This is a genomic window from Estrella lausannensis (genome assembly GCF_900000175.1).
Taxonomy (GTDB): domain Bacteria; phylum Chlamydiota; class Chlamydiia; order Chlamydiales; family Criblamydiaceae; genus Estrella; species Estrella lausannensis.
On record NZ_CWGJ01000026.1, the window covers coordinates 138,640 to 153,835 of the forward strand.

General features: G+C 49.5%; 8 protein-coding genes and 1 tRNA gene. 2 read left to right on the forward strand and 7 right to left on the reverse strand.

The genetic code is table 11. The features are described 5' to 3' along the window. Positions 1 to 6 precede the first annotated feature (6 nt). Both odhB and lpdA read left to right on the forward strand, forming a co-directional pair. Positions 7 to 1,152 (forward strand): 2-oxoglutarate dehydrogenase complex dihydrolipoyllysine-residue succinyltransferase, encoded by a 1,146-nt coding sequence (odhB, locus tag ELAC_RS09800; protein WP_098039109.1) that lies wholly within the window; start codon positions 7 to 9, stop codon positions 1,150 to 1,152. Between the two features lie 14 nt (positions 1,153 to 1,166). Next, a complete protein-coding gene (gene lpdA, locus ELAC_RS09805) occupies positions 1,167 to 2,555 on the forward strand; it encodes a dihydrolipoyl dehydrogenase (RefSeq protein ID WP_239414500.1) in 1,389 nt (462 codons plus the stop codon). Positions 2,556 to 2,723: 168 nt separating this feature from the next. Here lpdA and ELAC_RS09810 read toward each other — a convergent pair whose 3' ends face one another. The 7 genes from ELAC_RS09810 to ELAC_RS09840 all read right to left on the reverse strand — a co-directional run bounded on the left by ELAC_RS09810 (position 2,724) and on the right by ELAC_RS09840 (position 15,180). Next, entirely contained in the window at positions 2,724 to 3,374 is a 651-nt protein-coding gene (locus tag ELAC_RS09810; protein ID WP_239414503.1) for an iron-sulfur cluster assembly accessory protein, read from the reverse strand. A gap of 24 nt (positions 3,375 to 3,398) precedes the next feature. After that, positions 3,399 to 3,665: a 2Fe-2S iron-sulfur cluster-binding protein gene (locus ELAC_RS09815; RefSeq protein WP_098039111.1), complete on the reverse strand. Its 267-nt coding sequence runs from the start codon at positions 3,663 to 3,665 to the stop codon at positions 3,399 to 3,401. A 104-nt stretch (positions 3,666 to 3,769) separates the two neighbouring features. Further along, positions 3,770 to 6,715: a coiled-coil domain-containing protein gene (locus ELAC_RS09820; protein WP_098039112.1), complete on the reverse strand. Its 2,946-nt coding sequence runs from the start codon at positions 6,713 to 6,715 to the stop codon at positions 3,770 to 3,772. Between the two features lie 133 nt (positions 6,716 to 6,848). Next, positions 6,849 to 13,016: a RasGEF domain-containing protein gene (locus ELAC_RS09825; RefSeq protein ID WP_098039113.1), complete on the reverse strand. Its 6,168-nt coding sequence runs from the start codon at positions 13,014 to 13,016 to the stop codon at positions 6,849 to 6,851. 243 nt (positions 13,017 to 13,259) lie between these two features. Then, the gene (locus ELAC_RS09830; RefSeq protein ID WP_098039114.1) at positions 13,260 to 13,904 is read right to left on the reverse strand and encodes a hypothetical protein; all 645 of its coding nucleotides are present in this window, start codon (positions 13,902 to 13,904) and stop codon (positions 13,260 to 13,262) included. A 115-nt stretch (positions 13,905 to 14,019) separates the two neighbouring features. After that, the gene (lgt, locus tag ELAC_RS09835; protein WP_098039115.1) at positions 14,020 to 15,057 is read right to left on the reverse strand and encodes a prolipoprotein diacylglyceryl transferase; all 1,038 of its coding nucleotides are present in this window, start codon (positions 15,055 to 15,057) and stop codon (positions 14,020 to 14,022) included. A 48-nt stretch (positions 15,058 to 15,105) separates the two neighbouring features. Beyond that, positions 15,106 to 15,180 (reverse strand) — tRNA-Pro (locus ELAC_RS09840). Between the last annotated feature and the right edge of the window lie 16 nt (positions 15,181 to 15,196).

Genomic DNA, 15,196 nt, shown 5'->3' on the forward strand with positions numbered 1-15,196 from the left:
AACGTCATGAAGATCGAAATAAAAATTCCTGCGATGGGCGAATCCATTTCTCAGGCCGTCATCGGAGAAATATTTAAGAAGACAGGCACTATCGTCGCTCAAGACGAAGAGATACTCGAGCTTGAAACAGACAAAGTCAACCAACCCCTCTACGCGCCAAAATCCGGAGAGATAACCCTCACTGTAAAGACAGGGGACACCGTCTCCATCGGCACTGTCATCGGTACGGTCGACACTTCAAAAGCCGCGAAAGAGCCTCCCAAAGAAGAGGCAAAGGAAAAAGCTCCTCCACAGGCGGAAATCACGCCTCCAGCCCCCAAAGAAGAAAAGGTGCCGGAGAAAAAAGAGCCCGTACCCCAATACGACGCTCCCTTGCGCCATTTCAAAGAGGACTTTTTGCAAGAGACGGCAAAAAGTGCTCCACCACAGCCTCAAAAGGCGCCTGCCCCTACGGAAAAGGTCACCAGAAAGCCCATGAGCAAGATACGCCGCGTCATCGCTAAGCGTCTGCTCGAAGTCAAGCAAGAGACCGCCATGCTCACCACCTTCAACGAGGTGGATATGACGGCCGTCAGTCAAATACGCGAAAAGCACAAAGATGCCTTCTTGAAGAAAACGGGGGTCAAGCTCGGCTTCATGTCCTTCTTTGCCAAAGCGGCTGCGAAGGCCTTGAGAGCTTTTCCGGAAGTGAACGCCTCCATCGACGGCACTGATATCCTCTACCGCAACACCATCGACATATCCATTGCCGTATCGACAGAGAAAGGCCTCATTGTTCCGGTAGTGCGGAACGTCGATCAACTCAGCTTTGCCGAGGTCGAGCAGGCCATCGCCCTCCTTGCCAAGAAAGCAAGAGACAGCACCCTGACTATAGAGGACCTTCAAGGCGGCGGATTCACCATCACCAACGGTGGTGTATTCGGCTCCCTTCTCTCAACACCCATATTAAATCCACCCCAAAGTGCCATATTAGGGATGCACACCATCCAGAAGCGGCCCGTTGTCATCGACGACGCCATCGTCATCCGTCCCATGATGTATCTGGCCTTAAGCTATGACCACCGCCTCATCGACGGTAAAGAGGCCGTCTCCTTCCTGGTCGCCATCAAAGCTGCCCTGGAAGACCCATCGCTCCTCTTAATAGACCTATAGCAAGGAGAATACTCATGGCCTCAACCTATGATGTGTGTGTGATCGGCGCCGGACCCGGAGGCTACGTAGCCGCCTTGAGAGCTGCCCAAAATGGACTTAAGACCGCCCTCGTCGAAAAAGACGAGGAGCTCGGCGGCACCTGCCTCCGCGTCGGTTGCATCCCTTCCAAAACGCTCCTTGCCTCGACGCACCTCTATCACACCATCAATCACCACCTCAAAGATCACGCCATTCAGGTAAAAGAGCCTTCTCTCGATTTTACTGCCCTCATGAAGAAGAAAGAAGAGGTCGTCAAAGGCCTTACCTCTTCCGTCCGCTCCCTTCTGAAAAAAAATGGAGTCGATATATTCACCGCTCTAGCCTCCTTCTCGTCCAAAGATACCATCACTCTCTCCGGCAAAGACTCGCTTAAGGCCGGGCACTTCATCATCGCCACAGGCTCTAAGCCGATCACGTTGCCGTTTCTTCCCCTGGACGAGGACATTGTCCTCTCATCGACCGGTCTTTTAGCCCTAAAGCGCCCGCCCAAATCGCTCCTCGTCGTCGGCGCCGGCGTCATCGGCGTAGAGCTCGCCTCCGTCATGGCCCGGCTCGGCACCAGCGTCACCCTAATCGAAATGCTGGATCGCCCCGTACCCACGTTCGATCGCGACATCTCCACACACCTCTTGACCTCTCTTAAAAAGCAGGGCCTCATCTTCCACCTCTCCTCCGCCGTCCAAGACGCCCGGATATCCAAGGAAAAGGTCGACCTTACGGTAAAACTCCCTGAAGAAACCAAGCTTTTCTCGGCAGAGAAAGTTTTGGTGGCCATCGGCAGAAAGCCCTGCACCGATTCGCTCAACCTTAAAGCGGCTGGTGTCGAAGTCAACTCACGAGGCCAGGTGGCGGTCAGCTCTTCTTTCCGCACGACAAACCCCTTTGTGTCGGCCATCGGTGATGTTATCGACGGTCCTATGCTCGCTCACAAAGCTTCCGATGAGGGCATCGCCGTTGCCGACCTCATTAGTGGCACGCCCCGGCCGGTCCACTACCTTGCCATCCCCAACATCGTCTACACAAATCCAGAAGCTGCCGCCGTCGGCCTTACAGAAGACGAAGTGAAAGAGCTCAAAATACCCTACACCAAAGGCGTCTCCTATCTCCGCGGCAACCCTCGCGCAAGAAGCTCCTCCGAGACCGAAGGATTGGTCAAAGTTCTCTCCCACAAAGAGACAAAACAGCTCCTCGGTGTCCACATACTCGCTGAACGAGCCTCGGAAATGATCGGCGAAGCAGCCCTCGCCATCGAGAAAAAGGAATCGACGGATACAATAGCTTATCTCTCTCACGGCCATCCTACCCTCTCGGAAGCGGTAAAAGAAGCTGCCCTCACCGCCATCGGCAGGACATTGCACGGGTAGAGGAAGAGGGGAGAAAGGGAAGAAGGGGCGCCGCCCCTTGGACCCCGCCAAAGGGCCGGCCCTTTGGAATCCGAAAAATAGGAATGAAAAAGGGCAAAAAAAATGCCAGAAAGCAAGCTTTCTGGCATCAGCCTTGACTTGGCTCACGCCAAGTCAAACGGAGATGAATTAATAGCCGTGGGAAGAGCCGCAGCCGCAGGAGGAGCGTACATTCGGGTTGGAGATCTTAAAGCCCGAGCCTTGTAGGCCGTCGATGTAGTCGATCTCTGTCCCGATCAGACGCGGAACCATCTTCTTGTTCACGTGGATCTCGATGCCTTGTGAAAGAAACGCCTGGTCATCGGCTTGCGCTTTCTCAGAATAATCCAACGCGTACTCAAAACCGCTGCATCCGGCCATTCTCTCGGCAAGGCGAAGGCCATAGCCTTGCTTACCATCTTCTTCCAGAATTTCCAGATATTTCGAAGCAGCGCGCTTAGTCAGCGTGATGCTGTTCGGATCGCTCTCTTCCTGAATTACCTTGTTCAGGCGGTGGACTAAAGCGTCGATCGAGCTCTCGCTCATGCCGTGTCCGAGCATGCCTGCTTCCAAGGTCTCCCAAGTTGCTGCCTGGCAGCCTACGCAATGAAGGCCGGCCTGCGTTAGCTCTTGCGCCAGCTTCTGTGCTTTGCTTGGGTAGGAGCCTAAAATCTCTTCGATCGTCATCTCGCGGTGGATGATCGGTTTTTCAATCACTTTGTCGCTCGATTGTGTCGAGCAGGAGCTTGTCTGCCTGGAGGTCGAGCAAGAACCCATCTCTTTTTTGTTTGAACATGACATATAAAAAACCTTTAATTTGTGTGGTTAAAACGTGACTCTAACGCATCCGCCCTTAATTTTGCACTGGCAAGCGAGGCGTTCCTTTGAAGTGCCGTCTCCTAAAAAATCCTCTTCTTCTTGCGTGGGAGCGGAGAGGTTTTCCATCCCTTCTTTCACTTCGATGACACAAGTGCCGCAAACGCCTTCTGTACAGGCAAAAGGCACTCCTGCCTCTTCGCAAGCTTCGGCAATAGGACAGCCGTCCGGCAAATCAGTTTCATCGCCGTTATGTTCAAAAATTAACTTCGCCATTGTGGGTATTCCATCTTGTTTCTTTAAAGAAAAGAGCTATTATACCCTAAATTTGAAATAGGAGCAATAGAATCAGCTAAATGAATTATCTGATGATAAACAGACTATTTTGATGTTTGCCATCTTTTCCAAATTTCTGCATCGGCCAACTGTTGAGGAGTTGGTTCAAGCCATGTTTGATCGGAAGTGAAAACCGAGTCGGGAAGAATTTTTCCTGGGTGATCCGGATGACTAGTTTTGACAATCATAGGAATGGGTTTACCCATGTCTTTTTGGATTTGTTTCAGCGCATCTTTATTTTGTTGAACAATTTCAGGTGGGTATTTTTTTACGAACTCATCAATTTTATTCATTAAATCGGGCAATTTTTCGGTGTTTGATCCAGCAGCCTCAAATAGATCATTGATTTCCTTTCTATCTTGTACGTAACTGCCCAAATTCAGTTTATCCAGTTTTGAATTGAGTTCTGCGTTCCAGTTCGCGTAGATGGCGAAACCCGGTGAGTTTTCAGACACCCATTTAGCTGCTGGTTGGTAGCTTTTTCCGATATTATTATCGCAGTATTTATCGAACATTTTTCTCATCCCTTCCACGGCCGATTGATTAAAAGCTTGAGATACTGCTGTTGGTGCAAACAGAAGTTCAGCAAGACTGTTTGCATCGGGATCTTTCCACTTATTTATTGCTGACTCAGCTTTTCCCTTGAGGTCTTTGTATTTTGTTTCATCTATTTCGCCATTAGCGAATTTTGTATCTAATTCTTTTAGTTTTGCTTCTGCTTCTGCCAATTTCCCTTGTCGCAATTTCTCTGCAGTTCCGGTCATATCTATAAGATTAGCCTCAGTTTTAGCAACAGCGTCATTTGCGATCTCACCCAAAAAATTGTTGCTCTTTTTGATTCCAAATAACTCAGCAGCTGGTAGGGATGTTCCTATTGTGTCTGATGCTCCCTCAATTTTCCAATCATCGGGCATTTCTGAAATCTTCCAAAGAGTTGTCAATATGCCTTTGTTCTCTTCAAATACTTTTGCATTGTCTCTGGCTACACCAAGGTTTTGGCCAGCCATAACGCTAGCTAGTACTTTAAGACTCTGATTTTTGTCTAATTTATAAGATCCTTCCATCCACTGCGGAATCGTACTCAGGCCAAAGTTTCTTCCTCCACCAATCGGGGTGAAATTTTGCGCAGCAGCCACTTTTCCATCAGATGCAAACTCTTCAGCTTTGTTTTTGATAGCATTTACTACTAGTTCTGTTACTTTTGCAGGATCAGTGATGGCGTCTGCAGGTACTTTTTTGCTTTTAGGAAGTATTTTGAATTCGTTCGTCTCCGATAAAAATACCAAATGTGAATTTTGGTATTTTTCAGTGTTCGCAGGTCTGAAGAAATCGGCAATTGTAAGAATGTTTTTATCGCTTTGACTCAAACCATCGGGTTTATCATTGACCAGTGCGGCAAGTGCCTGGAAGGGTTTTGCGATGGCTTTTCCGATATCGCTGGCAAGGCCGCTGAGGGTTTCAGCGCTGGGAAGGCCTGCTTTTATGGCGCTGCCCAGATCGGAGACATGGCCAATAAGTCCTTTACTGATCCGGGCCCCTTCTTCGCCCTCTCCCTTCTTGCCGACTACCAGGTCACGGATACCCCTGCCCAGAGCTTCAAAGCCATTTTTCGCCCCTTTGGCAACTTTTCCGGCAGCTTCTGTTAAGTCGCCAAGCGCAGTTGAAACCCGGCCTTTCAAATCGGATTTTTTGACACTTTCAAATTTCTCGGATAACTTAAGTTCTTTGTTAGCCTCTGTAGCAAACTTCTCTACCCTTCCCTTCAGAGCTTGGCCTTTGGCTTTCAGGTATTCCGTGGCGCCCATATCCTTCATGGAGTCGAGTTCTTTTTTCGCTCCTTCTTTGATGCTCTCAAATTTTTTGCTCACAGCGCCTGATATTTTCTCTTGAAGTTTGGCGTTTTCACTCTGGTATCCACTTAGTCTTCCAAGCTGCCCTTCGAGGTGCTCCACTTGAGCTTCCAAATCCTTTACCTTGCCAGAGGTCTGTGCACGAGCAGTTTCTCCATGGGGGCCCTGTATTTGCGACGCGTTGGCATGAAAAGTTCTGGCCTCTGCTAACTGCTCTTTAACGCCTGCCAACTCTTGTTTTACAGCTTTAGCCTTTGCATCAACTCCCTTTCTCTCTTGAGCGGCCCGGCCAATACCAGCAGAGAATTTAATTTCCCTTTTAGCGTCGGCAGCGAAGTTTTTTATGGATTTCATAGCGTTTCCCGCAGCGCTAGAGGCCCTCTCCTGAAGCTTCGGGTTTTGCTTTTGAGAATTAGTCAGTTCTTCAAGCCTTGCGTTAAGTTTTGAAATCTCCGGCTCCAGTTTTGCTTCTAATTGATCAAATTGCAGTTTGCCCAAATCACGAAATTGCTTACCTCCTTGATCATTGGGAACTTGTGATAAGTCGGCATGTTTCATTCTCGCTTCATGTAACTGACCTTGAAACCCCGCAAGCTTCTGTTTAATTTCCTTTATTTCTCGGTCAATCTGCTTTCTCTCTTGCGTATTGCCTATCGAAGAATTTATTCGCTGTTTGGCGTCATTGAGTCTTTTACCGGCGTAGCGAAGCGCTCCTCCCACGGCATTGCCGGCTTTTGTGGCAGATGCCCCTTTCTCTTCGTCCGGTATTTGTGCTTTTTCTCCCTTCATCGCCGCGCTAGTGGTCGAAAAGAAGGTAGAGGTTCCTGCTTTTAGCTCCTGCATTGCCTTGTGAATACCGCCCGTCAGCTTGGAGAGGAAAGAACTCGATTTTTCCTGTGTGTCTTTTTGGTCATCGCTTGGAGCGGAGACGTGATTCGTATTGCCCTGCACACGAGAGGCAACGCCGCTCTTTGAGGAACCTTCTGGATTGAGAGTTTGGGTTGCTGCTTGGGAGGCTCCTTGAGTCACACCCTCAGCTTGGCCTCCAATCTTGGCGCCCTGCTGCTGGGGCTGCCCACTTACTTGTCCTTGACCATAAGCAACCTGTGTGTGACCAAGGCCTTGGAGCCCATCGCCCATAAACCACCTCTAAAATAAAAATGACGGTATATTTTTATTATAACAAATAATTATTTAAAAAAGTCAATGCTTCAATTATTTGTTGTTTTTAAATTCAAGTGGTCTTGGAATATTCTGAATCTTTGTAAAGAAGTTATTGTCCTTGGAGTAGGTGTTTCCAGGAGAGCGCTTTGTTGATGGCTTCCTCGGAGGGCGTTTTCCAGGCTACCGAGCCGGAGGGGTCAAGCTTAAAGCCCTTACTTTCTACGAAGGCTTTGAGAGCCTCCTTGTCGTCCGATTTGATGCCCTCCTTAGCTGCCTCGTCTTTGAGGCCGGCTAAATTGGCCTGCGCTGCGTCCTGGTCAAAGATCAGCCCCGGATAGTCGGGGTGATTGTTGACGAAGAAGCGGGGCAGGGGAGGACCCATTTCTTCCCGCACCTTCGCAAGAGCCGCCTGATTTTCGGCAGAGGACATTCCTTCCCATTTCTTGATGAACGCCCCGACCTCTGCCAGGAGTCCTTTAAGAAGGGGGGCGTCGAGATTGGAACCTTGTTTTCGCAAGATGGTGGTGATCTGTTGATTGATATGGAGGCGTTCTTGAACCCAGGTTTCGTGGCCGAGAGCTGTCAGCTTCTCTTGCACCTTCTTGTTCCAGGCCGCTTGCTCCGGCCTCAGCTCATCACCGGCCTCTACATCAAACAGGGCAAGTGCTACCATTTTATCATTCATCGCCTGAGTCAGCATCTTATCGATCAACTTGCACGCTTCTTGGTTGAAAGCCTGTGCAGAAAGGAAGAGGGCGCCAAAGGCTTTTGTCAGATCCATGTCAGAGGCTGTTTTTCCCTCTTTGGCGTATTTGGTCCTGTACTCTTCGATAACGCTCATCGGGTCCGTCTCCACCCTCTTGGCCTGATCCACAGCCGACTGGATTTTTTGTCCGACAAAATCGGCGCCTTGACCTGCGATAAAATCTTTCAGTGGAACCGGAATCTCTTTGCCTCCGATAGAAAGACTGACGGTGGCATCTGGCGTAGATCCCGAAAGCGCATGCAGTTTGGCGAGCATCTCCCGACTATCGTTCCACGGGCCGACGAAGCTCGCGAACTTTCCGCCTGCCTGTTCATTGATCTGCTTCATGAGATCGGCGACCCCGCTAAGTTCGGGAGGCACCTTTTTCGGTTTGACAGGTTTAGCCGCTTTGGACTTGGTCGGTTTGACAGCGCCTTCTGTTTTGCCTTTTTTGAGTCCGGGAAGCAGCGCTTTGGCTTTTTTCGTGAGGGAGACTGCCGGCTCTTGGCCTTTAGGTTCTTTCTCTAAGGAGAGGTGGTAGGTGTAGTCGTCAAAACCGCCTTTTTTACTGGCTTTGACAGCGGCATCCCTCTCTGCGGGAAACCCATCTAACATCGCACCGAGTCCTCCTATGTTCAGGCTGGAAGGCACCTTGCTCTTTTTGGCTTCCTCGAAAACAGAAAGAATCTCTCCTCCCTTTTTTGCCTTGCTCTGGTTGATCTGGCCGGGAGCTGTTTTGCTCATATCGGGTCGCGACCCTAAAAATGTGATCATCGTCAGAGAGGTGCCAAGGTAGGGGATTACCGGCTGCCCGGCATTGATGCGCTGGCGGATGGCATCGTTGTAGTTCTTACTGTTTTTCTCAGGGCTAAATAGAGTATCTAGCTCGCGGTATTTCTCCATTGCGCTGTCGCTGACGAGAGAAAATGTCTTTTTCTGGCGTAGTACAGCGGTTGACTTGATCGCCCCGCCCATGATTGCCTGTGCGCTGTCATAGTCTCCCTTCTGTACCAGTTGGTAGGCAACTTCGATAAAGAATTCAAGAGTGTTGGCACGTTCTTTGGCTTTATTGCCTTTTAAAATCTCAAGTGTCGCGAAATGAGACAGGTTGGTTGACTCGGCTATCATCTTGCCGACAGAGCCCACCCAGAAAGGGTTTTCACCCACTTTGATCTGCCACAAATCGGAGAAGTCCATGTCGTGGATCATCTCCTGCCGCCTTGCCCTAAGCGCTTCGGCAAAGTGTTCGGCCTGTTCCTTGCGCTTGCTGTCAAGGCCCTTCTTTCGCACTTTATCAAGAACTTCAGAGGCACCGGGAGATTCAGCTTTCACTTCTGGAGCGCCCTTATTCTCGGTAGGGGTTGCCTCGCGCAGGGCGGCGTTTTCGATCCTATTGCCGAGGTGCACAAGCTCGCTGTCGCCGTTAGCCTTGGCGTATTCGGCCATATAAAGGACAGCGGCCGTCACCTGAGGGTCTTGGATGGCCTTGGAATAGAGGCCGCCATCGTAAAACTTCAAAACGAAGCGGAACAGATCCTTTCTGCCTTCATCGGTCATCGTCCCTAAAACCGCCGCATCTTTGATCGCTTCAAAAAGAAGATGCGGTTTCTTTTTAAGCCCGTCATAGTTCATCAGGCCAAGATGCATTGAATCGAAAGTGGCGAACTCCTCTTGGCCTTGTCCAATAGCTGTTTTAGGATTGAGTGAGAGGCTCAGCATCAAATGATGGAAGCTCTCCGCCTTGGGCTTGCCAGCCATGTAGGCCTCGTTCAGACCTTTCTCAAGCAGGGCTTTGATCGCCGTGATCTCCTCCTGATCTTTAGCGGGAAGAGAGGAGTATGCCTTTTTCATCAACGGGTCTCTCTCTGTCATCCTCTTGATTATCAGGAGCGCAGCGGAGAGGTCTAAAGCATTCACATCGCCCCTGACATGGAGTTCTCCGTCGGAAGAGGAGAAGTTTGCCGCCCGGCACTCCTTTATCTTATCGATAGACTCTTGGACTCTTCTCTCAGCCAGACGTCCAAGCGCCCGGTCGACTTCCGTGGAAAGCTCCCGAAATGCTTGCTTGAGTTCCTCCACCGCTTCGGGATGCTTGGCGCCGACGTGGCCGATCCACTCAAGGCTCTCGATTTTAGGTAGAAGCCCTTGGATCCGTTGGAGATCCGCTTCTTCAAAAGCGCTTAAGCCGACAGGGGAGTCGGAAGAGTAGCCTTCATCAGAAAACTCTTTGGGTGTGGCGCACTTTTTAGCTATCTCTTCAAATACTTTCAGGTGTTTTTTAAGGGCGTAAACGCCGCTTAGTCCCTCTTTTTTGTCGACAATCAACTGCCCCGCCTTCTCTGTCATTACCAACTTGGGGTCATCGATCAGCCGCTGGATCTGTCGCTCAAGGATAATTACGTTCCTGCCGCCTGTTGTTTTCTTGTCGGCAATCCTTCGTCCCTCTTTTCCCATCGTCTTGGCCGCATCGGTATAGCACTCATTATCTCCTTGAGGAGGTCGCAGGGAATTCAGTCGGTGCAGGGCGGCTTTTGCATTGCCGAGCTCCTCTTCCAGGCTGCATTTTTTTTGAGACTCCTCCGCACTGAGTGAAAGCCCATGCTTATTCATCTCCTCTTCCAGCCCTTTAAGCGCTGCCACGCCACCCTCAAGCTGTGGAATGAGCACCCCAAGATCATGCATCAACTCCTCGACAGATTCCTTTTGGAGAAAGGAAAACTTCTCCTGTTCACTGAAGGGCATATCAGCAGTCTTAGCAAGAGAGCTCCGAGCGTCATTGACAAGTTTCAGGCCCTTTTGAAAGAGGGGATCGGACTCAATGCTCCGCACTGCCCCATGGAAGAGTGCCGAAGACTCTACACGAAAAGCCTCCGCTCTTAACATCTTCGCCTCATCGATCATGAACGTCAAGCTGGCAAGCGCAGGAGTAAAATCATCGATCACCTCTCTTTTCGCTGACAAATCTTTGATCAAGAGAGCATAAGAGGCGCTCCTCTCTTCAGCCTTCTTAATCCAAACATCGAAAGCGATCATCTTTTCTCGTGCCGAATCAAAAGAGGCTGCTTTTAGCTTGGAGAATCCGACGGAGCTATCGAGGATCTCAAACATTCCCTTTTTCAATTGGCCATGGACAACCTCGCCTGCGATCAAATCCATTTTACCCTGCAACGCATCGCTCTTCTCAGTAAGGAGAGCGCTCTCTTTCGCGAGAGGGTGGCTGGCATCAAAAATACCCTCCAAAGTGTTGTTGACCTCCTCGAAGAAGAGAGACGCCCCGCGCAGTTTTTCAACGCACTTTTCCAGTTTTTCGACATCGCCGGCGGTGTACTCTTCGATCGAGGAAGCGGCCAGCAAGGAATCGGCTTCTCGGAGAATCGCTTGATTCATCGATTTAACGACGACTTCGGCCAAGGAAATGAATTTTGATTCCGTTGTCTCCAAGTGGGTGAGAAACTCTGAAGTCATCGCCCCTTCTTGTAAGGTTTTGTTGAAGCCTTCGGCCTTTTCTTTGAAAGTGCGCCAGGCAAGGAAGGTCTGTTTGATATCCCGTGATGAAAGCTCTTTTCCCTTTAGCACTTGTGCCGCTGCCTCCTGATGCTGAATCATCTCTTTAGTCATCGAGTCCAGCTCGATAGCGTTCTTGACGTCCTGAAGGTCAGAAACGATGGCGTGGAACGCCTCCCGGATAGAGGCTACGTCGTCATTGACATCGGCATTGATGGGTTCATGGGCAGATTCCTTGGCATCAATCGCTCCTTCAAGAGCTGTGAGGTCTTTTTCAAGGCGCTCTTTGATGTCTGTCAGCTGGGTTTTCAGCCGTCCAAGGGCCTCTGCATCGAGTCCTTTCAGGTTCATATCAATCGCGCTATACTCACTCAAAACACCGGAGTGGATTTTTCCGCTATAAAGCGCGATGTCGAGATCCAGCTTCGAGGGTTCCTCGTTTTGGAAAAGCTCGGCAATCCACTCATGGGCGATATCGCTCAAGCGATAACTCTCGATTTCTTTTAGGGCGCTTTGCATAGAGTCTTTCATGTCAGCAATCTCGCCTAAGACCGGATCATTCTCCACTGCCTTGGGGTTCATCAAGGTGAGCGCGCTTAGCTTGGCATCCATTTTCTTTACGAACCCCTGGATGGAGGCTTCCAACTTGTCGACATGGGAGGGAGTTAAGCTGTAGAGATGACCGATATCTTCCTGCAACCCTTCAAAAAAAGGCTTGATGCTACCCTCAAAACTCTCCAGCAGCTCACCTGCCCCGATGGCATAATGCTCCTCCTGGATGCTCTTCAAGTGATCTTTCGCCTCCTTTCTCATTGATTGCAGCTCTTGCATTGCTGGGCTATACCCTGGAAAATGCTGCTCTCCCTTCTCAATTAAACTCTCCGCCTTATCGATGAAGATCTTAAGCTCCATCGCTTGCCCCATCAGCTCCTTTTGCCTGTTTTCGTCTGTCTGTTCCTTCTGCCCGGACGCTCCTTTAACCCATTTTTCAAGGACTTTTTTGTGCTCGGACTGCTTCCATTCAGCTCCAAGCATCTTCGTTTCTATCGTAAATACTTTGCCTCTTAGCTCTTGCAGCGCCTCTTTTAAACCATCGAGCCGGGAGCGAATTTCCGCGTCTTCCAAGCCGCCTCTGATCGTGTCATAGGAGGCGCTGATCTCCATGACATGCGCCGAGGCGAGGTGGACTCCTTCAGAGAGCCTTTGCCTCAATTCGCCAAGCTCTGCCGGCGACAGGTTTTCGAGCGGTATGGATGTTAGCTTCTGTAGCGAAGTAAGTTCCTTATTTGCCGCATCCAGATTATTCCTCGCCTTTAGCAGCTCGACACCCTTTTTTACCCTGTAATTGCCCCAGTTGTCCTTTTCAAGGGAATTGATGAATTTCAAGTCACCTTCAATGGTCTCCGCCATCGTTTTGAAGAGTGCCTCTTCCAGAGGATTGCCCGAGCTCTTCGCCTCCTTTGCGAGTGTAGTCAAGTAGGTAATGCCAAGCTCGAGATCCTCTCGAATCCCGTCGATCTTCGCCTCTCCGACAAGAGGAATGTTTCCGCTTTTCAAAAGGTGCATATCAGTGACGTGGCTTTGGAATTTGCCTTTGATGAACTCCATCTTGGTGGAGAACTGCTCTTTTTCTGCGCTTATAAGTTGGATGGAGTTGCTTAAACGGTTCGCTTTTTCTGCCTGCAGGGCGACTTTGAAATATTCTTTAAATCCAGTGTCGGAGCTTTTGTGAAGAGCGAAATAGTTTTTGACGGCCTTGATTAAGCTTGTCCCATAAATTTTGACATGGGCGGCAGCCTGGCCGCCTTTTTTGATGAGCTTGCCTCCGGCTTTCTCCAAAGTTGTTCCCACCCTAGAGAAAAACCCCTTTTCGACAGTAGCGACCTTTTCGATTGCGGCATTGGCGCTAGACTGTGGGGACTTCACCGTGTATGTGCGCTTTGATTCCTCTATGTTTGTTTTGCCCTGGGGAATTTGGTAATCCGTCGGCAGTTCGCCGTGGTCACGTGGAGAGAGATGGGGGTCCATACGCTAACCTCCAAAAAATTAGAGTATCACCATAGTTAGATTATATAGTTGATATTGTAAAATGTAAAACAAAGTAGTATTAACTATCTGTAAAGATGTGGTTTGAGGGGCGTTTGCGGGGATGAGGCTCAACAGTCTCTGGCATGATAAAGGGAAGCATACCGAAAGAGTCTCAAGGTCGATATTTTTGCTTTGAGTGCCTTTCGGTATCGCTGAATTTGCGGGACTCGCAGGGGGAGTGCATTAGATTTTCATCTCCCACCTGCATAAATACTTATGGAGTTCTTCTTCACTGGTGCACTTTGTCAATTCCAGAATTGTCGAAATCTCGTCAATCCTCGTCCCATTTCTGAACGCTCCCAAGGTCAGATAAAAGTCAAAGTCGGCTTCTTTTCCCGGTTTAAACTCGAATTTAATTTTCACCGCATTGCTCTTTAACGCCGGCCTGATCAAGGTTGATGGAGCGATGACAAGCACATCCTTCATCACCGTACTGATTCTCCACAGCAGAGAGCTTTTTTCATGGGAATCCATGCAGTCATAAATTTCACAGCCGGCCAAGAACACAATCGGAGTGGAGTGTTCTGTGTCGAGATGCTTTTTTAAGCATTTGAAGAAAAGTAGTGACTGATCAAATTTTTTTAACGAGATCTCCATCCTTGGATTATCGCTCGATTGCATTCCCGAACCCACGCTGATTTCATCTTTTGCTCCGTGACCGGCGATTGTTATAAGCTGATACTTCCTGCCGTCCTTTAAAGCTTTAATGATGTCGCCCTTTTTATGAACCACGGTGGCGCTTGGTATTCTGGAGTAGTTGTTCACGCAGTCGATCACAGGCGAGTTCAAGTTACATCCGTCAAAAAAAAGAGTGCGGTGGAAAGACATAATTAACCTATTAAATTTAAAATTAGGTCAATTATGATGATGATTTGTTTGATTATTTTAAATGTTATATTAAGAATGTGTGAATTTTTTTACAAAAGAACGTCTTGCGCAGCGATTACTCGGTCTTTGCCGGAGCCGCTTCCCGACGCAGCAACAGATAGAGCGACAGAGCGATAAATGGCAGGCTCAAAAGCTGGCCTGCAAGCAGAGAGTGTTCATTGATGACGAGACTTTGCGGCTCTTTAAAAAACTCCAAAACGAAGCGTGAGCCAAATACGAGGAGGAAGAAAAGGCCCGCCAGCCGCCCCACCTTCAGGCGGTTTGCCAGCAATAGCAGCAGAACATAGGTAAAAAGATAGAAGAGCGCTTCGTAAAGTTGCACCGGATGGCGGGCCACAGCTCCCCCTCCTTCAACCGGGTGGCCGAAGACTACTCCCCAAGGCATATCCGTAGGATGACCCAGAATCTCCTGGTTAATGAAATTGCCGATGCGGATAAAAAATGCGACAAGCGCGGTCGGCACCACGACGACATCCAGCAATTTTAAAAACGAGATTTCGGAAAAGCGGCTGCGGTACAAAGCAGTATAAGCATAAAGACCCAGCATGACCCCCACCGCGCCTCCATGGCTGGCAAGGCCGCCTGCCCTCAGGTTAAAAATTTGAGCCGGGTGCGCCAGGTAGTAGTGCAGGTCGTAAAAAAGAACATGTCCCAGCCGTGCGCCAATAATGCAGCCGGCAATGATAAACCACAGCAGCCGATCCGTAAAAAGGGAAGCTAGCTCCTTTGTCGGCAAGACAGCTCCCGGAAATAGCTTCACAATGTCCGATCTGGTCTTCAGTCCCGGCATTGAAGCGAGCGAGCGGTTGACAAGTCCCAGATAGGCCTTGTCTTCCCGTACCTTAGTCTCACCTTCGACACCACGCATCTTTTCCACCGCTTTCTTCAAAGCATCCATCGATGCGATGTCGCGAGGAAGGATCTCCCGTGTCCCGTCTATCATGCGGAAGAATACGCGTTCTACAAAGAAATATCCCAAGATAAATCCCAAAGCGAACAAAATCCCATACCAGCGGACTTCAAAATCAAAATAGGGAACTGTGAAAGCGATTGGATCCGGATCGAAATAGAAGGAAAGAAGAGTGTTTTGCACGGGTACTCCTTAAAAAAAAAGCTCCTATCCGGAGATAGGAGCTTAAGCTCGGAGTAGAGGGATTCGAACCCCCGACCTACTGCTCCCAAAGCAGCCGCGCTAGCCAAGCTGCGCTATACTCCGAGAGGAATTCAAAACG

Bases quoted from the DNA above. Each gene is read 5' to 3' on its own strand.
- odhB (WP_098039109.1), top strand. From the start codon at position 7: ATGAAGATCGAAATAAAAATTCCTGCGATGGGCGAATCCATTTCTCAG.
- lpdA (WP_239414500.1), top strand. From the start codon at position 1,167: ATGGCCTCAACCTATGATGTGTGTGTGATCGGCGCCGGACCCGGAGGC.
- ELAC_RS09810 (WP_239414503.1), bottom strand. From the start codon at position 3,374: ATGTCATGTTCAAACAAAAAAGAGATGGGTTCTTGCTCGACCTCCAGG.
- ELAC_RS09815 (WP_098039111.1), bottom strand. From the start codon at position 3,665: ATGGCGAAGTTAATTTTTGAACATAACGGCGATGAAACTGATTTGCCG.
- ELAC_RS09820 (WP_098039112.1), bottom strand. From the start codon at position 6,715: ATGGGCGATGGGCTCCAAGGCCTTGGTCACACACAGGTTGCTTATGGT.
- ELAC_RS09825 (WP_098039113.1), bottom strand. From the start codon at position 13,016: ATGGACCCCCATCTCTCTCCACGTGACCACGGCGAACTGCCGACGGAT.
- ELAC_RS09830 (WP_098039114.1), bottom strand. From the start codon at position 13,904: ATGTCTTTCCACCGCACTCTTTTTTTTGACGGATGTAACTTGAACTCG.